At 65.5% G+C, this 16,545-nt stretch carries 20 protein-coding genes and 1 tRNA gene; 7 read left to right on the top strand and 14 right to left on the bottom strand.

Features of this window, described 5'->3' with window-relative positions:
- Positions 1-19 precede the first annotated feature (19 nt).
- Complete coding sequence (locus tag J2R80_RS25915) at positions 20-928, top strand: LysR substrate-binding domain-containing protein (protein WP_225646971.1); 909 nt, start codon at positions 20-22, stop codon at positions 926-928.
- Here J2R80_RS25915 and J2R80_RS25910 read toward each other — a convergent pair.
- Genes J2R80_RS25910 through J2R80_RS25895 form a run of 4 tightly spaced genes read right to left on the bottom strand, consistent with a single transcriptional unit; the run spans position 897 to position 3,524 of the window.
- Positions 897-2,063, bottom strand: coding sequence for an MFS transporter (locus tag J2R80_RS25910; RefSeq protein WP_253639682.1), 1,167 nt, complete (start codon positions 2,061-2,063; stop codon positions 897-899). The two genes, J2R80_RS25915 and J2R80_RS25910, sit on opposite strands and share 32 nt — an antisense overlap.
- Positions 2,060-2,482, bottom strand: a complete 423-nt coding sequence (arsC, locus tag J2R80_RS25905) for an arsenate reductase (glutaredoxin) (RefSeq protein WP_253639681.1) — start codon at positions 2,480-2,482, stop codon at positions 2,060-2,062. Before arsC ends, J2R80_RS25910 begins: the two co-directional genes overlap by 4 nt.
- A complete protein-coding gene (locus J2R80_RS25900) occupies positions 2,479-3,165 on the bottom strand; it encodes an MIP/aquaporin family protein (protein WP_253639680.1) in 687 nt (228 codons plus the stop codon). Before J2R80_RS25900 ends, arsC begins: the two co-directional genes overlap by 4 nt.
- Positions 3,165-3,524, bottom strand: coding sequence for a helix-turn-helix transcriptional regulator (locus J2R80_RS25895; RefSeq protein ID WP_253639679.1), 360 nt, complete (start codon positions 3,522-3,524; stop codon positions 3,165-3,167). The genes J2R80_RS25900 and J2R80_RS25895 overlap by 1 nt, the downstream gene beginning before the upstream one ends.
- Before the next feature lie 49 nt (positions 3,525-3,573).
- Between J2R80_RS25895 and J2R80_RS25890 the strand changes: the two genes are divergently transcribed.
- Positions 3,574-4,101, top strand: coding sequence for a DUF6428 family protein (locus J2R80_RS25890; protein ID WP_057020840.1), 528 nt, complete (start codon positions 3,574-3,576; stop codon positions 4,099-4,101).
- 770 nt (positions 4,102-4,871) lie between these two features.
- On the opposite strand, the gene J2R80_RS25885 is transcribed toward J2R80_RS25890, so the two are convergent.
- Both J2R80_RS25885 and mgtE read right to left on the bottom strand, forming a co-directional pair.
- Positions 4,872-5,192 carry a DNA-binding transcriptional regulator gene (locus J2R80_RS25885; RefSeq protein ID WP_028343385.1) on the bottom strand — a complete coding sequence of 107 codons (321 nt, stop codon included), beginning with the start codon at positions 5,190-5,192 and terminating at the stop codon, positions 4,872-4,874.
- 126 nt (positions 5,193-5,318) lie between these two features.
- Entirely contained in the window at positions 5,319-6,740 is a 1,422-nt protein-coding gene (gene mgtE, locus J2R80_RS25880) for a magnesium transporter (protein WP_057020841.1), read from the bottom strand.
- Positions 6,741-6,824: 84 nt separating this feature from the next.
- Between mgtE and J2R80_RS25875 the strand changes: the two genes are divergently transcribed.
- Both J2R80_RS25875 and J2R80_RS25870 read left to right on the top strand, forming a co-directional pair.
- Positions 6,825-7,640 (top strand): polysaccharide deacetylase family protein, encoded by an 816-nt coding sequence (locus J2R80_RS25875; protein WP_253639678.1) that lies wholly within the window; start codon positions 6,825-6,827, stop codon positions 7,638-7,640.
- A 96-nt stretch (positions 7,641-7,736) separates the two neighbouring features.
- Positions 7,737-9,113: a polysaccharide deacetylase family protein gene (locus J2R80_RS25870; RefSeq protein WP_253639677.1), complete on the top strand. Its 1,377-nt coding sequence runs from the start codon at positions 7,737-7,739 to the stop codon at positions 9,111-9,113.
- 6 nt (positions 9,114-9,119) lie between these two features.
- Here J2R80_RS25870 and J2R80_RS25865 read toward each other — a convergent pair whose 3' ends face one another.
- The 3 genes from J2R80_RS25865 to J2R80_RS25855 form a co-directional block, all read right to left on the bottom strand.
- Complete coding sequence (locus J2R80_RS25865; protein ID WP_253639676.1) at positions 9,120-9,494, bottom strand: hypothetical protein; 375 nt, start codon at positions 9,492-9,494, stop codon at positions 9,120-9,122.
- Between the two features lie 250 nt (positions 9,495-9,744).
- Positions 9,745-9,829, bottom strand: a tRNA-Leu gene (locus J2R80_RS25860).
- A 93-nt stretch (positions 9,830-9,922) separates the two neighbouring features.
- Positions 9,923-10,168 (bottom strand): FliM/FliN family flagellar motor switch protein, encoded by a 246-nt coding sequence (locus J2R80_RS25855; RefSeq protein ID WP_076831216.1) that lies wholly within the window; start codon positions 10,166-10,168, stop codon positions 9,923-9,925.
- Between the two features lie 60 nt (positions 10,169-10,228).
- On the opposite strand from J2R80_RS25855, the gene lipB reads away from it, so the two are divergent.
- A complete protein-coding gene (gene lipB, locus J2R80_RS25850) occupies positions 10,229-10,957 on the top strand; it encodes a lipoyl(octanoyl) transferase LipB (protein WP_253639675.1) in 729 nt (242 codons plus the stop codon).
- Between the two features lie 3 nt (positions 10,958-10,960).
- On the opposite strand, the gene J2R80_RS25845 is transcribed toward lipB, so the two are convergent.
- Positions 10,961-11,386, bottom strand: coding sequence for a 4-oxalocrotonate tautomerase family protein (locus J2R80_RS25845; RefSeq protein WP_168857472.1), 426 nt, complete (start codon positions 11,384-11,386; stop codon positions 10,961-10,963).
- A 115-nt stretch (positions 11,387-11,501) separates the two neighbouring features.
- On the opposite strand from J2R80_RS25845, the gene J2R80_RS25840 reads away from it, so the two are divergent.
- Positions 11,502-12,359 (top strand): LysR family transcriptional regulator, encoded by an 858-nt coding sequence (locus J2R80_RS25840; protein WP_253639674.1) that lies wholly within the window; start codon positions 11,502-11,504, stop codon positions 12,357-12,359.
- Between the two features lie 18 nt (positions 12,360-12,377).
- Here J2R80_RS25840 and J2R80_RS25835 read toward each other — a convergent pair whose 3' ends face one another.
- From J2R80_RS25835 to J2R80_RS25820, 4 genes are all read right to left on the bottom strand, one after another.
- Complete coding sequence (locus J2R80_RS25835) at positions 12,378-12,710, bottom strand: hypothetical protein (RefSeq protein ID WP_253639673.1); 333 nt, start codon at positions 12,708-12,710, stop codon at positions 12,378-12,380.
- A 103-nt stretch (positions 12,711-12,813) separates the two neighbouring features.
- Positions 12,814-14,250, bottom strand: a complete 1,437-nt coding sequence (locus J2R80_RS25830; RefSeq protein ID WP_253639672.1) for a TIGR01777 family oxidoreductase — start codon at positions 14,248-14,250, stop codon at positions 12,814-12,816.
- A complete protein-coding gene (locus tag J2R80_RS25825; RefSeq protein ID WP_253639671.1) occupies positions 14,247-14,912 on the bottom strand; it encodes a DUF4166 domain-containing protein in 666 nt (221 codons plus the stop codon). The genes J2R80_RS25830 and J2R80_RS25825 overlap by 4 nt, the downstream gene beginning before the upstream one ends.
- Positions 14,913-14,938: 26 nt before the next feature.
- Positions 14,939-15,496 carry a GbsR/MarR family transcriptional regulator gene (locus tag J2R80_RS25820; protein WP_092088931.1) on the bottom strand — a complete coding sequence of 186 codons (558 nt, stop codon included), beginning with the start codon at positions 15,494-15,496 and terminating at the stop codon, positions 14,939-14,941.
- Positions 15,497-15,727: 231 nt separating this feature from the next.
- Between J2R80_RS25820 and J2R80_RS25815 the strand changes: the two genes are divergently transcribed.
- Entirely contained in the window at positions 15,728-16,540 is an 813-nt protein-coding gene (locus J2R80_RS25815; RefSeq protein WP_253641033.1) for a class I SAM-dependent methyltransferase, read from the top strand.
- Positions 16,541-16,545: the final 5 nt, after the last annotated feature.

Below are 16,545 nucleotides of genomic sequence, written 5' to 3'. Positions count from 1 at the left end.
CGGAGGCGTTCTATTGATTATGTCAATAGTGTTCAGCCAGCTTCGCGCCTTCCACGCGGTCGCCACCCATGGCGGCTTCACCGCGGCCTCGCGCGTGCTCAACGTCGGCCAGCCGACATTGACCATCCAGGTCAAGGAGCTGGAGGAGAGCTACGGCGTCGAGCTTTTGATTCGGAAGCCGCGGCATACCGAGCTCACCGAGGCCGGCGCCGCGCTGTTCGAGATCACCCGCGGCATCATGACGTTCTGCGACGAGGCTCACGACCTCCTGGCCGCGCACGGCAAGGCGACCAAGGGCCATCTGCGGGTCGCGACCGTCGGGCCGTTTCATGCCACCGAGATCATCGCGGCGTTCAAGCGCGATCATCCGGAGGTGCAGATCTCGACCCTGCTCGGCAATTCCGAACGCACCTTCCGCCACATCGTCGACTTCGAGGCCGACGTCGCGATCCTGGCGGAGGTGCCGGAGGATCCGCGCGTCACCATGATCCCCTACCGCACGCACCGCGTGATCGTGTTCGTCAACCGCGACCATCCCTGGTTCAAGCGCAAGTCGGTCAGGCTGCGCGAGCTGGCCGACCAGCCCATCGTGCTGCGCGAGCGCGGCTCGACCACGCGGCGCGCGTTCGAGGCGACGATGCAGGCCGAGGGCATCAGGATCGAACCGGTGTTCGAGATCGAGAGCCGCGAGGGTGTGTGGAAGGCGGTCGAGCGCGGCCTCGGCATCAGCGTCGTCGCCGACTTCGAATTCGTGCCGCATCCCAATCTGCGCGCGCTGGAGATCAGCGACCGCACCATCAAGACCCAGTACAGCATTGCGCATCACAGCGGACGCGGCCATTCCCCGATCATCAAGGCGTTCATCGACACGGTCCGGCGGATGAAGGGTCGTGATGCTAGCGCGAGGGGGTCTTCGGCCCGGCCTTGAGTGCGCACAGTGCCAGAAGCGCGGCCAAGCTCAGAGCCGATGTGACCGCAAGCGTGTAGCCACCGAGCGGCGAGATCAGGAATCCGAATATGAGGGGCGCGAGGGCTTGAGACAGTCGCGACGGCGCGCCGAGCAGTCCCAGGCGGTAGCCGTAATCCTTCGGACCGAATATCGCCAGCGGCAGCGTGCCGCGCGCGATCGTCAGGATTCCATTCCCTGCACCGTGCAACAGCGCGAACGCCCCCGCGAAGCCACCGCCGAACAGGCCGATGACGCAGGCGCCCAAGGGATGTGTGATGCAGGCCAGGCGCGCCGACCAGAGCGGGTGGAAGCGCTTCAGCAGGCTCGCTTCGACAATGCGCGCCGCCACCTGAGCCGGGCCGATCAGTGCGCCCGCCGCGATCGCCTGCGCCTGCGTCGCACCGAGCGACTCCAGAATTCGCGGCAGATGAACCGCCATCGCCGACGTCACGCTCCAGGCGGCGGCGAAGGCAAAGGCGAGTAACACCATCGCGCGGTCGATGGCGATGTGCGGCTTCGGCGTGTCGGCCGCGATCCGATGCTCCCGCTTTAGCCTGGGGATCAGGAGGCCGTTGAGCGGCAAGCAGATCAGGATGTGCGCCGCAGCCCAGCCGAAACAGGTCCAGCGCCAGCCGATGGTTGCCAGCCCCCACGCACTCAGCGGCCAGCCGATCGTGCTGGCAAAGCCCGCGATCAGCGTAATGCCGGTGATGGAGCGACGGGCGGCGTTGCCGTAAATGCGCCCGAGCGCCGCGAAGGCTGCATCATACAGGCCAAGACCCATGCCGACGCCGAGCAACAGCCAGCTCACCGCCATCAGCACGCCGCCCTGCGACAGCCCGAGCAGGATCAGACCGGACGCCAGGATGAGGTTGGACGCGCAGAGCACTTCGCGTCCGCCCATCCGGTCGATCTGGCGGCCGACGCGCGGACCGAGCAGCCCGGAGATCACGAGCGCCATCGAGAACGCGGCGAACAGCCAGTTCGTCGAGATTCCGAGGTCCCGCGCGATCGAGTCCGCGAGGATGGCAGGCAGATAATAGCTCGACGCCCAGGCAAGGGTTTGCGTGGTCCCGAGCGCAACAATCAGGACGTTGTCTGCACGGCGGCTCATCCGGCGCGCGCACCCGGCGTCCTGGACGGAACCACTTCTCCGTCTTCCTTGACGAACTGGCCAATGTCCGTGGCGAGAAGGTCAAGCACGACCTCGGACGGCCGGCACAGTTTCACGCCGTTCGGCGAGACCACGATCGGCCGATTGATCAGGATCGGATGCGCGATCATGAAATCGATCAACTCGTCGTCGCTCCATTTCGGATTGTCAAGGTCGAGCGCTGCATAAGGCGTGCCTTTCTCGCGGAGCAGCGCGCGGGGCGTCATGCCCATGGCCTTGATCAGGGAGATCAGCGTGTCGCGCGCGGGCGGCGTCTTGAGATACTCGACGATCTCCGGCTCCTCCCCGCTTTGGCGGATCATGGCCAGCGCGTTGCGCGACGTCCCGCAAGCGGGATTGTGGTAAATCGTGATCGTCATCGGATTGCTTCCATCTTCGTTTCGCTCTGCCGCAGGAGCCACGTCATCAGCGCCAGCGCGGCCATCGCCCCCAGAATCTCGGCGACGATGAATCCCGGCAGGTCCTGCGCGCGGATACCGGAAAACGTATCGGTGAATGATCGCGCGATGGCAACGGCCGGGTTGGCGAAAGACGTGGAGGCGGTGAACCAGTAGGCGGCGGTGATGTAGAGCCCGACCAGCCATGGGATAGCGGCCTCGCGAAACCGCACGCCACCGATGATCGTTGCAACCAGCCCGAACGCGGCAAGGAATTCCGCAAAACACTGCGGGAACCCAGTCCTCGCCTTGGCGGAGAACTCCAGGAGCGGCAGGCCGAACATGGCATGCGCGATCATCGCACCCAGGACTCCCCCGAGCACCTGCGCCGCGACGTACTGCGCGGCGTGCGGCGGGCGGAGCTCGCCCTTGAGCGTGAACACCAGCGTCACCGCCGGATTGAAATGCGCGCCGGATATCGGTCCAAGGATCGTGATCAGCACCACCAGGATGGCACCGGTCGGCAGCGTATTGCCGAGCAGCGCCAGGGCCACGTCCTTGGTCAGGGTTTCTGCCATGATGCCGGAGCCGACGACGGTCGCGACCAGAAGCAACGTGCCGAGACATTCCGCCACAAGGCGCCGTGGCAGATCGAAATCGCGCATCACGCACGCGCCTTCTTCTTGCTGGTGGAAGGCTTGCACTGGGCGGCGGCGAGCGCCGGCGCGCAGATCTCCGGGTGGCCCGCGCAGCAATCCTTGATCAGGAAGGCGATGAGGTCACGCAAACCGTTGAAATCCGCCGAGTAGATGATCGAGCGCGCCTCGCGGCGCGGCACGATCATGCCGGCGTGCTCGAGGTCCTTCAGATGGAACGACACGTTGGATGGCGACACCTCGACCGCCTCCGCAATCGCCCCCGCGGCCATCCCCTCGGGACCCGCCTGGACCAGCAGCCGCACGATCCGCAGCCGCGTTTCCTGCGACAACGCGGCGAAGGCGGTTCGGGCTTGACGCTCCTCCATCTTTCGATAATCCTACAATTCAACAATCGTTGAAATGATGATAGCAGCCATGGACACGCTTGCCAATACCCGTTCGATCGTCGGCGCCCTGCTTCCGGTGGAAGAGCTGTCATCCGCGGCCCTCCTTTCCGGCCTTGAGGCGCACAAGGAGAAACCGCTGATCTTCAGCTACGACGGCCGGGACGTCCGCCCCAGCTACCACGTGACCGAAGTCAAGACCGGTTCGTTCAGGGCGCTCGATTGCGGCGCGAACCCGGAGAGCTGGAGCGAGACCTTCATTCAGCTCTGGGACATCGAGGAGGAAAACCGCGGTCACATGCCGGCCGGAAAATTTCTTGCGATCATCCGCAAGGTCGACGAGGCCGTCGGCTTCGACCCGCAAGCCCGGCTGACGTTCGAGGTGAGCGACGGTGTTCGGCCGATGCAGATCTATCGCGCCGAACGCATGGATGCCGGCGACGCGGCGATCCGCGTCTATCTCTCGGCGCGTCCGTCGAGCTGCAAGCCGCGCGACCGATGGCTCCAGGAACAACAATCCTGCTGCGCACCGAAAGCCAAACAGCCGTGCTGCGGGTGATGGATGCTTGAACGCCTGATATGGCCAGACGTGTCACGCGGATTGGCGCTCGCGGCAAGGCTGCCCGGAAATTGCCGATCACTGAGTTGCCCGACAGGTCAAGCCTCCGAAGCAAAAATATTTCGCTTTATCCGAAGCGCAACTCAGTGTATGAATAACGCGTCTCACCCGATCGAGGGGCGCTGCGCATCGTCACGGGTGTTGCGGTGAGATGCGGTGGACGCGGCAAGCGCAACTGACGAGTGCGCATGATGCGGACGGCGAAATCGTGCAGGCCTGACGCCCTAGCGGCAGGTGTCCTCTCGCAAAGTGCGCAAGCGTTTGCGAGGGCGGCGACAAAAAAGCCCAGTCTCGCCGGGGAGAGCACGTATAAGCCGTAACCCATCGCGCAGGGAAAGCCGGGTTGTTTCCGGTTACACCTGTGGTCCTACCCCCGAGCTTTCTACCTTTTGCTCGGGGCCCATGGGTGCGATCGGCACCCGGCTTTCCCTGCGCCCTCTGTTCAAGAGAGGGCGGAACAAAAGGCAAAGCTCGGGCAGATCATGTCGCGAGAATGCGAAAGTTTGACTCCCGGTCGTGCAACACACTCGCTGTCGTCCTGCGAAAGCAGGGACCCATAACCACAGATCGGCATTGTCGCGGGATGGTTGAACGACGAGTCCCGTTCACAACACGGGCCGCGGAGTATGGGTCCCTGCTCCCGTGCGCAATTGCGCACTAGGCAGGGACGACACCGAGATTGCAGCGATGATGGAGCGCGCCCTACCCGCTCAAGCCGCCGTCGGCTCGCTCGACAGCGCGGCGAACACCGTCTCCGGCGAATGGGCGATCACGGCGAGCAGCGCGCGGGCAGGTCCGCGTGGCGCGCGCTTGCCCTGCTCCCAGTTGCGGATGGTTTCCACCGGCACGCCGAGCTTGGCGGCGAATTCGAGCTGGGTGAGCTGGGCCCGGCGGCGCAGATCGCGTACGGCCGGCTGCGCTGCCGCAGGCTGCATCGCCGCCTGGTCGGGATGTGCGGGCACGAGCGGGATTTCCTGCCCGTCGCGCAATTCGACGATCCTTCCGTCCGCCTTGAGCCGCAACCGCTGCATGATGGCCCCCGTGATGGCCCCTTGGAGATAGCGGCATCATCGATGAAGCGCGTTAAGTTCGGATTAACGATAAGCGGCCCGGCGCGGCTCGCGCCCGGACCATGCGCCGCCCTGCCCGCGAGCGCGTTACTTGAGGCCGAACCACAGCGTGGCGATGCCGAGGAAGGAGAAGAAGCCGACCACGTCGGTGACGGTGGTGACGAAGGTGCCGGAGGCGACCGCGGGGTCAGCCCGCACCCGTTCCAGCACCATCGGGATCAGGATGCCGCCGAGCGCGCCGGCCACCAGATTGCAGATGATCGCAAGCCCGATCACGATGCCGAGGCCGGGGATCTTGAACCAGGCCACCGCGGCGACGCCGGTGATGACGGCAAAGGCGATGCCGTTGACGAGCCCGACCATGGTCTCGCGCAGCACCACCCGCATCGCGTTGTACGGGCCGAGCTCGCGGGTGGCGAGCGCGCGCACCGCGACCGTCATGGTCTGGGTCGCGGCATTGCCGCCCTGGCTCGCCACGATCGGCGCCAGCACCGCAAGCGCCACCATCTTCTCGAGCTGGCCCTCGAACAGACCGAGCACCGACGAGGCCAGGAACGCGGTGGCGAGATTGACCAAGAGCCAGTTGAAGCGACCGCGCGCGATGGTCCACACCGTGTCGGACAGCTCTTCGTCGCTGGTGACGCCGCCGAGCGCCTTCAAGTCTTCGTCTGCCTCCTCCTCGATCACGTCGACGACGTCGTCGATGGTGATCACGCCGACCAGCCGGTCGATGGTGTCGACCACGGGAGCTGCGACCAGGTTGTACTTGCCGAACATCCGCGCGACCTCTTCCTGGTCCTCCAGCGCGGAGACCCGGCGGCGGTCCTCGTCGATCAGGTCCTTGATCGGAACCGGGCGGCGCGTGCGCAGCAGCACGTCGAGCGGCACCACGCCCAGCAGGTGCTTGTCGGCATCGACCACATATATTTCGTAGAAGCGATCCGGCAGATCCGGCGTGTCGCGCATATAGTCGATCGCCTGCCCGACATTCCAATCCGGCGGCACCGCGATGAACTCGGTCTGCATCCGCCGGCCGGCGGAATTCTCCGGGTACAGCAGGCTCCGCTCGATGTCCTCGCGCTCGGCCGCCGGCAGCTTTTCCAGGATCTCTTCCTGGTCCTCCTCGTCGAGGCTCTCCAGGAGCTCGACGGCGTCGTCGGATTCGAGCTCGCGGACGCCCTCGGCAACCGTCTCCGGCTCGAGTTCCTCGAGGATCTCCTCGCGGACCGTCTCGTCGACCTCGTTGAGCGCCGAGAAGTCGAAATCGGTGCCGGTGATCTCGACCAGGGTGACGCGGTCGACCGGCTCCAGCGCCACGATCAGGTCGCCGAGATCGGCCTCGTGCAGTTCCGCCACCACCTCGCACAGCAACGGCCGGTCGGCGGCGTGGATGGCCCGGGTGATCGCCGCGACGAATTCGCCGCGGAGCTCGCCCTCCTCGTCCCGCATCGGCATCCGGGCCAGCGGATCGGCCTCGGCGGGTTCGGCAACGTCGAAATTCTCGGCCATGCCGTGTTTCGCCGGTTTGACAGGAGGGGAAAAACTGGTTGGATGAGTGCGGAACGGATTACCTAATCGGTGGGGCCCAGTGCAATGAGAAAGATGTCGAGCGCACCGCGACCGCTCCGGAAGGCTTTCGCGGCGCTGGTCGCGCTCGCGCCTGTTGCACTGTTCGGCTCGGCGCACGCCGCCGAATGCCAGCGCAAGGACGCGCTCGGCACCTCACGTGTACTCGAGGTCGACCCCGCGACCTATCCGCGCGTCGGGCTGAAGAGCTTTCCGCAGACCCTGCCGCTCAGGGATGGCGAGGTCGTGCTGACCTTCGACGACGGACCGACGCCGGGGGTCACCGACAAGGTGCTGACGGCGCTGGCGGCCGAATGCGTGCAGGCAACCTTCTTCATGGTCGGCCGCAACGCGGCCGATCATCCCGATATGGTCCGCAAGATCGCGCGCCTCGGCCACAGCATCGCCTATCACAGCTGGGACCATCCGCATCTCAACAAGCTCCCGCTGGATCAGGCCGAGGCGAACATCAACCGGGGGATCGAAGCGGTCCAGAAGGCCCTGCGCGGCACCGCAAGCACGGTCCCGAGCACGCCATTCTTCCGGTTCCCCTATTTCGAATCGACACCCGCCCTGCTGGACCATCTGGAAAAGCGCGGTATCGCGGTGTTCGGAGCCGATTTCTGGGCCAGCGATTGGAACAAGATGACCCCCGAGGAGGAACTCAAGCTGCTCACCGGGCGGCTCGAAGGCCACCGCAAGGGAATTATACTGCTGCATGACCCGCAAATGCGGACAGCCGAGATGCTGCCCGCCTTCTTGAGGTACCTGCAGGAGCATAAATACCACGTCGTCCACATCGTCCCGGCGGCGCTGAAAACCGTGTCCGACCGGACACATTGAACCCGGGACGCTAGGTGGATTACAGACCGTTAAGGCGGCATTCATGGCGCCGCACCTAAGGATTCGTCAGTGCGTTTGGAATGCGGCCGAGATTCGATGATTGCAAACGTCTTGGTGATGATCCGGAAGCGGTCGCGGACCGTGGTCCGCGCGGCGCTGCTGGGCTGCGGCTTGATGACGCCGTACGCCGCCCTCGCCGCAGACTGCCCTAACCCCAACGCACTCGGCACCTCGCGGACCCTCGTCGTCGATCCCAAGGAGCATCCCCGGATCGGCACCATGCAGTACCCGGAGACCTTGCCGCTCGCCGATCACGAAGTGGTGCTGACCTTCGACGACGGGCCGCTACCTAAATATAGCAACCAGGTGCTGGCCATTCTCGCCAGCCAGTGCGTCAAGGCGACCTTCTTCACCATCGGCTCCCAGGCCCGGTTCAATCCGGAGGGCGTGCGCAAGCTGATCGCGGCCGGACATACCGTCGGCACGCACAGCCAGAACCATCCGCTGACGATGAACAAGATGTCGCTCGAGAAGGTGCGGCAGGAGGTCGACGACGGCATTGCCTCGACGCTCGCAGCCCTCAATGGCGACAAGAGCAAGCTCGCGCCGTTCTTCCGGATTCCCGGCCTGATGCGCGCCGAGATCCCGGAGACCTATCTGGCGTCCCAGGGCATCCAGGTCTGGAGCGCCGACTTCCCCGCGGACGACTGGCGTCACATCTCGCCGCAGCGGGTCTATGACCTCGCGATCCAGCGGATCGAAGCCAAGCGCAAGGGCATCCTGCTGCTGCACGACATCCAGCCGCGCACCGTTGCGGCGCTGCCGCGCATCCTCAACACGCTGAAGGAGCGCGGCTACCGGATCGTTCATGTCGTGCCCGCAACGCCCGATCGCCCGGCGACGCCGACCCAGCCGCAGCAATGGTACCTGCATCCGCCGACCGAGACGGTGGCGACCACGCGCTGGCCCAGGATTCCGAACTTCGTCTTCACCGCGACGCGGACGCTGCCTGCCCCGGTGCTTGCCGACATGGATTGGCGCGATGCCGACATCCTCGACCACGCACAGCGCACCCGGGTCGCGATGCCCGTCCGCACGTTGTGGCCGCAGCCCCAGCTTGCGCCGTTCGCATCCGTCCCGACATTGCCGGTCCCGGCGCCCGACGTGTTCCGCGTTCCCGAGGCGCTCGACCTGACCCTGCTCGCAGCCCGATCGGCGGCCAATCGCCGCCTCGTGCAGCGTGCGACAATTGGCGTTGGCGTATCGCGCGCGCAGGCGTTCTCCGCGCGCCAGGCCAGGCATCCGAAGCAGGCTGCGCATCAGGGGCCCGCCCCGGCGCACGGCCGAGGCCACGGCGCGCCCTTGCATGTCGCGCCGCCGGCTGCCGACAACGCGTCAGTCCACGTCGCCAATAATGTGAAGAAGCGCGCGCCGCGCGCCGAGGCGTCGGCTGGCAGGCGCGTGCCTGATTGACGTGATTTAGCTGGCCAGGATCTTGGCGACGCAGAGCAGGATCACCAGCGCCAGGAAGAAGATATCGATATAGGATTTGATCCCGCCAGCATGCCTGAGCACGGTGACATCGGCGACGATCTGCCTGCGCGAGGCGACACCATTTGGCCCCTCGCCGGCCGCCGCGGCGAGCCGTCGCGTCTCGCCCTCCAGGCGCTTGATGCGCTGGAAGAAATAGAACGAGCGCAGGCCGGAAAAGGCGTGCATCGCCGCATAGACCAGGACCAGAATTGCGACCGTCGCGCGCTGCTCGTACTTCTCCAGAAGGTTCAGCGTGAAATAGACCAGCCCCAGGAACACGAAGTTGGAGACCACACGGTAGGCGTAGCTCGCAAAGATCATCAGGCGCTCCGGTAAGGCAAGCTTGCAGCCGCGCGATTGGGGGAAAGCGGTCGGCTTCGGTCGGCAACACCAAACCGGTAAGGCCATGCATCCGCGAATCTACCTGACCGGTGTTACATGACCGCATCGACCTGCACCTCCACGTCACCCGCCTGCACTCGTCGGACCTGCCCCCGGAGGCACGGGCCGGCATAGCCGGCGAGCGGCCATGCTCCGAAAAGTCCAGCGATTTCAAGGATCAGCTGAGGTGTGGTGCGCTCGGAGGGACTCGAACCCCCACGGTGTTACCCACTGCCACCTCAAGGCAGCGCGTCTACCAATTCCGCCACGAGCGCTTGGGATACCGGATGGAACCCCGAAGGCACCGCCGGATCGACGGGGCCATGTAACAAATCACGGATGCAGGGACAAGGCGATTAATGCGGGAATTAGCCGCGAACCCCGGGAGATTTCGGCAGCATCTGCTTGACCTCGACCGCAATCCGGTTGCGGTCGACCAGGACCACCCCGCTGGCCACCGGCAGGTTGTTGGCGAGGATCTTGACCTCGTCGGCCTCGGTGGCATCCAGTTCGATGATGGCACCGCGGGATAGCCGCATGACCTGGTGAATCGGCATCGTGGTGGTGCCGAGGACCACCATGAGATCAACGCTGACTTTATCGAGGGTGGGCACTTCTGAACCGCCGAACGGGAACTAGATTGTGGGTTCACCTGACCACGTTAGGGTTAGCTAATGGTTAACGACCGCCAAAGCCTCGATTTGACGACCTTTGCGCGCCCTCCGGGCGGCGAAGCGGTCGAATGGCGGATTTCGGACCGCGCGGTGCCCTACCCCGATTCGCTCGCCGCAATGGACGATCGGGTGGCGAAGATCGCGGCGGGATCGGCCCCCGAACTGGTATGGCTGTTGGAGCACCCGCCACTGTATACCTCCGGCACCAGCGGCAAGGCCGACGATTTGCGCGCGCCGCGCTTTCCGACCTTCCAGAGCGGACGCGGCGGCCAGGTCACCTATCACGGCCCGGGCCAGCGCGTCGCCTATGTGATGCTCGATCTCAAGCGGCGCCGGCCCGATGTGCGCGCCTATGTCGCTTCGCTGGAAGAATGGATCATCCGCACCCTCGCCGCCTTCAACGTCCGCGGCGAGCGCCGCGAGGACCGCGTCGGGGTCTGGGTCCGGCGCCCGGACAAGGGACCGGGCTATGAGGACAAGATCGCCGCGATCGGCGTGCGGCTGCGCCGCTGGGTCTCGTTCCACGGCATCGCGATCAATGTCGAGCCTGATCTTGCGCACTTCCAGGCCATCGTGCCCTGCGGCGTGGTCGATCCGCGCTACGGCGTCACCTCGCTGCTCGATCTCGGACTGCCGGTCACGATGGCCGATGTCGACATCGCGCTCCGGCAGGCATTCGCCGAGGTGTTCGGCGACACCGCAGCGCGCCTGCCGGAAGCGACGTCATAGGCTTCACGCCGCCTTCTGCGGCGCGACCTCGAGCTTGCCGGCGATGTAGCGGCGCTCCTGGGTAAGGCCGCCGAAGCCGTAGGCGTCGCCCTTCACCTCGTCGACATGGGCGTAGCTCTCGGTATGCAGCGGCCCGAGCAATTCGCCCATCCGCTTGAACAGCGCCGCGAGATAGGCCGCCTTCTCGTCCTTGGTGTTAGTGCCCTCGGTGACGTGGATGTCGAGCCAGTAGCTCGCAAGCCCCTGCTCGGCGAGCGACTTGCCGCCTGCGAACCAGTCGCCGGCATCAGCCGACTTCACGATAACAGCGGTGACCTTCGGATCCTTGTGCAGAATCCGTGCGGTCAGGTCCGACACGGCGGCGGCGATGTCGGACTTCAGCGACGGCCTCTCGCGCGAGGTCGCGTAGGTGACGGTGATGAGCGGCATGATCGGTCTCCTTGAATCCGGTTGGCGCGGGTCAATCGCGCCTCCTCTAGCTAGACCTTCGCGCATCATCTTGGTATCTTATCCATATGAATAGTAATGATAACGATCATTGATCATGACCACCACGCTCGATATCGACACCGTGCAGGCCTTCCTCCTCGTTGCCGAGCTGCAAGGCTTCACCCGCGCCGCCGAGGCGCTTGGCACCACGCAAGCGGCGATCAGCATGAAGTTGCAGCGGCTCGAAACGGTGCTGGGCAAGCGGCTGGTCGAGCGCTCGCCGCGCGCGGTGCGGCTGACCGCCGACGGCGCGGCCTTCCTGCAGCACGCCCGCGCGCTGATCGAGGTGCATGATCGCGCGCTGGCCGGCGAGAAACCGGCGCGGCAACAACTCACGCTCGGGATCAGCGATCACGCCGCGGGCCCGGAGCTGGTGCCGCTGCTGGAGCGGCTGCACGCGATGGCCTCCCAGCTTGCCCTCTCCGTGACCATCGGCTTCTCGCGCGAAATGCTCGACGCTTATGATGGCGGCGAGCTCGACGCCGTGATCGTGCGCCAGGAAGGCAGCCGGCGCGGCGGCGAGAAGCTGACCGAGGACGAATTCGGCTGGTTCGCCGCCAAACGCTTCGTCTGGCCGCGCGGCGATGCGCTGCCGCTCGCGACCCTGGCGCCGCCCTGCGGCGTGCGCGCCCTCGCTGTGCGCGCGCTTGACAAGGCCGGCATCGCCTGGACCGAAGGCTTCGTCGGCGGCGGCGTCACCGCGGTGGTGGCGGCCGCGCTTGCAGGGCTTGCCGTCGCGCCCCTCGTCCGCCGCATCGCGCCGCCGGGCCTAGTCGATATCGGCCCTGCCCACAAGCTGCCGCGGCTCGGCACGTCGAAGGTGATGCTGCATTCGAAAGTCAGCGATCCCACCAAACTCGCGGCACTCAGGACGCTGGCTGCGACGTTTCGGAGCGTGGCGTCTGCGGCATAGGTTGAACATCGTAGCGGTTCACATCGAGTCTTCGCCTGCCGCCAGTTCGCACATGACGAACCAGTAGGTCAGGCCGGCGACAAACCCGGCCACGACGAACAGGCAAACCAGTCCGGATGTCCAGACAGCCGGGGATCGTAGAAGGACAGTGATGCTCAACGCACCGATCGCCGCGCCTGCGCAGGCGAAAAATCCCGCGGCTCGGATATGGAACTCCTCGGTGAACCAGACGACGATCGCCGTGGGAATTGCTGTGAGCAGACAAGTGATGACGAAGATCGCGGCCGACGGAAGCAGCATCACGACGATGCCGTAGAGCAGCCGCGCGACATCGCCGTGCGACGTCATCATCACAATGGTCTGACCGACGGCGGAAATCACCGCAGTCGCGGCGCCACAGCCCGCAAGCCAACCTCCGAATGCACGGGAACAGGTGCTGCACATCGAGGCCTCCTCACAGGATCGCATCGAACGCGCTGCGCAAGGTTTCGTGTCGGAACACAAAGCCGTTGCTCAGCGCCTTGTTCGGCAGCACGCGCTGGCCGCCGAGCAAGAGCTCGTCGGCGAAATCGCCGCCAACGGCGCGGAGCAGCGCCGCCGGCACGCGGAAGATCGCCGGCCGGTGCAGACGGCGTCCGAGCTCCTCGGTGAATTTCATGTTGGTCACCGGGATCGGCGCGGTCGCGTTGACAGGACCGGCCAGTTCAGGTCTCGCAATCACATGCGCGATCAGGCGCACGAGGTCGTCGCGTTCGATCCACGACATCCACTGCTTGCCCGAGCCGAGCGGGCCGCCGAGGCCGAACTCGAACGGCGTCAGCATCCGCGTGATGAAGCCGCCATCGATGCCGACCACAAGACCGATGCGCAAATATGCCACGCGCACGCCGTGATCCGCGGCCGGCTTCGCCGCATTCTCCCAGGCCTCGCACAATTCGTGACTGAAGCAGGCGTGGGATTTCGCCGACTCCGTCAGCACCTGGTCCTGCCAGAGCCCGTACCAGCCGATCGCGGAGCCGCTCACGAGTACCGACGGCTTGCGTTCGAGGCGCGTGATCAGCTTGATCACGTCAGACGTCATGTCGATACGTGAGGCGATGATCTTGCGGCGCTTGGCCTCGGTCCAGAGGCCGTTGCCGATCGGCTCGCCCGCGAGATTGACGATGGCGTCGATCCCGTAGTCGGCGGGCAATTGGTCGAGGCTCGTGACCAGCGTCACCGGCGGCGGCAGCATGTCGGCCTTTGCCGGATTTCGGATCAACGCAATCACCTGATGGCCGGATGCGGTGAGGCTCGCGACCAGGCGGCTGCCGATGAAGCCGGTAGCGCCGGTGACCAGCACGGTCTGCCGCGCCGGCAATTTCTCGACCAGCGTCGCGGCCGGCACGCTGGCCAACCGTCCGAGGCGCCTCGTCGCGGCAAAGTCGCGCGCGCCGAACAGCGCGACGCCGAAGGCCGCAGCCGTCGCGAACAGACTTAACGGACCCGCATAGGCCGGCGCGACGGCGGTCGGCAGCATCGCCCAGCCGATCAGGACCGGCACCAGCAGCACGAGGATGGCGCCGTAATTGATCGCCAGCAGCGTGTGATTGATCCGCTCGCTCGGCGGCAGCTTTCGGCTCAGATCCTCCTCGACGAAATCCATCAAGGTGATGACGACCTCGACGACGAGGACGGCCATGATCGCGATCGCAAGGATGCCGTGCACTTGCAGCCAGCCGAGCACGAGGAACAGCAGCGCATAGAGCATGTTGCGCACGCTGTGCAGCTGCAGCTCGTGGCGCTGCGAGGGACGCCAGGCCAGCCGCTCGGTGAATTCGTGGTGATAGAACGTATCGAATGCGCCCATCGCAATCTGGATGGCGACAAGCGTCCAAAGCAGCGGCGTCATGGCGTGGCCTCCCTGAACACGGCGGACTGACGGATCAGCCGGCCGAAACGCGGGTGGATGATCTCCAGCGTGAAGCGGAAGTCACCGCAGCCGAGATCGGAATGGGTCACGGTGAGATCGCCCGGCGTGAGCCATTCGGGCAGCGGCAGGCGAAACGTGCCGAGTTGCAGCGAATAGCCGACGCTGCGGAACACCAGCGCCTCGTGCTCGACCGCGATCCGCAGCGCCATGCTGACGCCGAAGCCGACACATTCCTCGAGCCCGCTCGAACCGGCAAAGCGCTTGGCGGAATGAATCACCTGCGGGAAGCCGTCGCGGCGCGCGCAGATGCGGGTCCAGACCTGGCCGCCGCTTGCCGCGTCCTCGGTGACGGTGACGATCATCGGCACGCGCGTTTCGGTGCCGGTCGGGAACGGTCCGCCGATCAGCCGTGCGGCCTGCGCCAGCCACCAGCCGATGCGGCTGCACGCCGCCTCCTCGACCTCGCCGACATAGACGACGGTGTTGCCGTCCTCGAACCGTTTCGAGAAGCGCCGCCAGATCGCAACCGGCAGGCGGCCCCAATCCTCGTCCGACAGCAATGCGCGGAAGCGGTGGTCGTCGAGCAGCTTTGTATCGGAAGCCGGCGCTGTCTTTAAGGTGGATATCCTTGCTGACGCCATCGCACACTCCCGTTACGCCGCCGCCTTTATTTGGCCCTGCCCGTGGGCAGGAAACTCACGATCTTCTCGCCGAGCTTGATCAGCGCGACCAGGCGCGGCCGCGGCACGTTCAGCATCTGCGTGTACCAGCGGTCGACCAGCTCGGTGAATGTCAGCATCTCCTTCAGCCGCTTGCTCGCGAGCGGGCTGATCGCGGGATCGTCGGCCGCGTCGGAGACGCAGGCGCGCAGCGCTGCGAGCGCGGGATCGATCTCGCGCTCCTTGCGTCCCGCCGCGATCCTGGCCGCGACCTCCCAGATGTCGGTCTCGGCCTCGAAGTGGTCGCGGCGATCGCCAAGGATCGGCACCCGCCGGATCAATCCCCAGGACAACAGCTCCTTGATCGAGTTGGAAACGTTGGAGCGCGCCATGCCGAGGGTGTCGGCGATGTCTTCCGCCGTCATCGGCGCTTCGGCAAGGTAGAGCAACCCGTGGATCTGGCTGACCGAACGGTTGACGCCCCATTCGTCGCCCATGTCGCCCCAATGCAGGATGAAGCGCTCGACGACGGCGGGAAGTTTTTTCTTGGCGGTTATTTCTGTCATGACAGAAATATCAGACGGTTCGCAGCAGAAGTCAAGGCTGACGTGCTGTCCACGACGGCGCACGAGACATGGCAGGTCTCCCGACCTATCCGGCGCCTCGGCGAATGCCGTGCATCGGAGGTGAGGAGTTTTCCTTTGTGGCCCCCGAGCTCTTCGTCCAAGTTGATCCGGGTGGATGTTTTTGGGCCGTGCACCGGGTCGCCCGCGTCACGGCCGCAATGGAGATTGCGCATGCCAGCGTCCGACAAGGAGTTCGTTGGATCCATTCCAGAGCTTTACGACCGGCTCCTCGTGCCGATGATTTTCGAACCCTACGCACGCGATCTGGCGCAACGCGCCAAGGCTCTTGGCCCGCGCGACCTGCTTGAGACGGCAGCCGGCACCGGCGCCGTCACCCGCGCGCTGTCGTCCGCGCTCGGCAGCGACACCAGGATCGTGGCGACCGACCTGAATGAGCCGATGCTCGAACGAGCGAAGTCACAGATGCCGAGCGGGACCGCAATCACCTGGCGGCAGGCCGATGCACTGAACCTGCCGTTCGACAATGCGAGCTTCGACGTCGTCGCCTGCCAATTCGGCGCGATGTTCTTCCCCGACAAGCCCAAGGGTTATTCGGAGGCGCGCCGCGTGCTGAAGCCGGGCGGCCGTTTCCTGTTCAGCATGTGGGGTCGCATCGAAGACAACGAGTTTGCCGACGTGGTGACCCAGGCATTGGCGGAGGTCTTTCCGGCCGATCCGCCGCGCTTCCTGGCGCGCACGCCTTATGGCCACTACGCGGCCGACCCGATCCGGGCCGACCTTGCAGTCGCGGGCTTCAGCAAGATCGAAATCGACGACGTTCGGCTGCAAAGCCGGGCCAATGCGCCTCATGATCCTGCGATCGGCTTTTGCCAGGGATCACCGTTGCGTGGCGAGATCGAGGCGCGCGGCGGTATCGGCCTTGATGCGGCGACCGAGCACGCCGCATCGGCCGTTGCGCGCCGCTTCGGCGGCGGCGCGATCGAAGGCCGGATTCAGGCGCTGGTGATCTCAGCGGCCGCGTAACGACG

Origin of the sequence: Bradyrhizobium sp. USDA 4541, from assembly GCF_024171085.1 — a bacterium.
In the GTDB taxonomy this organism is placed as follows: Bacteria; Pseudomonadota; Alphaproteobacteria; order Rhizobiales; family Xanthobacteraceae; genus Bradyrhizobium; species Bradyrhizobium australafricanum.
Note: the sequence above shows the minus strand (reverse complement) of the source record. Positions and strands in the feature narration are given on the sequence as shown.

Bases quoted from the DNA above. Each gene is read 5' to 3' on its own strand.
- J2R80_RS25915 (WP_225646971.1), top strand. From the start codon at position 20: ATGTCAATAGTGTTCAGCCAGCTTCGCGCCTTCCACGCGGTCGCCACC.
- J2R80_RS25910 (WP_253639682.1), bottom strand. From the start codon at position 2,063: ATGAGCCGCCGTGCAGACAACGTCCTGATTGTTGCGCTCGGGACCACG.
- arsC (WP_253639681.1), bottom strand. From the start codon at position 2,482: ATGACGATCACGATTTACCACAATCCCGCTTGCGGGACGTCGCGCAAC.
- J2R80_RS25900 (WP_253639680.1), bottom strand. From the start codon at position 3,165: ATGCGCGATTTCGATCTGCCACGGCGCCTTGTGGCGGAATGTCTCGGC.
- J2R80_RS25895 (WP_253639679.1), bottom strand. From the start codon at position 3,524: ATGGAGGAGCGTCAAGCCCGAACCGCCTTCGCCGCGTTGTCGCAGGAA.
- J2R80_RS25890 (WP_057020840.1), top strand. From the start codon at position 3,574: ATGGACACGCTTGCCAATACCCGTTCGATCGTCGGCGCCCTGCTTCCG.
- J2R80_RS25885 (WP_028343385.1), bottom strand. From the start codon at position 5,192: ATGCAGCGGTTGCGGCTCAAGGCGGACGGAAGGATCGTCGAATTGCGC.
- mgtE (WP_057020841.1), bottom strand. From the start codon at position 6,740: ATGGCCGAGAATTTCGACGTTGCCGAACCCGCCGAGGCCGATCCGCTG.
- J2R80_RS25875 (WP_253639678.1), top strand. From the start codon at position 6,825: ATGAGAAAGATGTCGAGCGCACCGCGACCGCTCCGGAAGGCTTTCGCG.
- J2R80_RS25870 (WP_253639677.1), top strand. From the start codon at position 7,737: ATGATTGCAAACGTCTTGGTGATGATCCGGAAGCGGTCGCGGACCGTG.
- J2R80_RS25865 (WP_253639676.1), bottom strand. From the start codon at position 9,494: ATGATCTTTGCGAGCTACGCCTACCGTGTGGTCTCCAACTTCGTGTTC.
- lipB (WP_253639675.1), top strand. From the start codon at position 10,229: ATGGTTAACGACCGCCAAAGCCTCGATTTGACGACCTTTGCGCGCCCT.
- J2R80_RS25845 (WP_168857472.1), bottom strand. From the start codon at position 11,386: ATGCCGCTCATCACCGTCACCTACGCGACCTCGCGCGAGAGGCCGTCG.
- J2R80_RS25840 (WP_253639674.1), top strand. From the start codon at position 11,502: ATGACCACCACGCTCGATATCGACACCGTGCAGGCCTTCCTCCTCGTT.
- J2R80_RS25835 (WP_253639673.1), bottom strand. From the start codon at position 12,710: ATGATGACGTCGCACGGCGATGTCGCGCGGCTGCTCTACGGCATCGTC.
- J2R80_RS25830 (WP_253639672.1), bottom strand. From the start codon at position 14,250: ATGACGCCGCTGCTTTGGACGCTTGTCGCCATCCAGATTGCGATGGGC.
- J2R80_RS25825 (WP_253639671.1), bottom strand. From the start codon at position 14,912: ATGGCGTCAGCAAGGATATCCACCTTAAAGACAGCGCCGGCTTCCGAT.
- J2R80_RS25820 (WP_092088931.1), bottom strand. From the start codon at position 15,496: ATGACAGAAATAACCGCCAAGAAAAAACTTCCCGCCGTCGTCGAGCGC.
- J2R80_RS25815 (WP_253641033.1), top strand. From the start codon at position 15,728: ATGCCAGCGTCCGACAAGGAGTTCGTTGGATCCATTCCAGAGCTTTAC.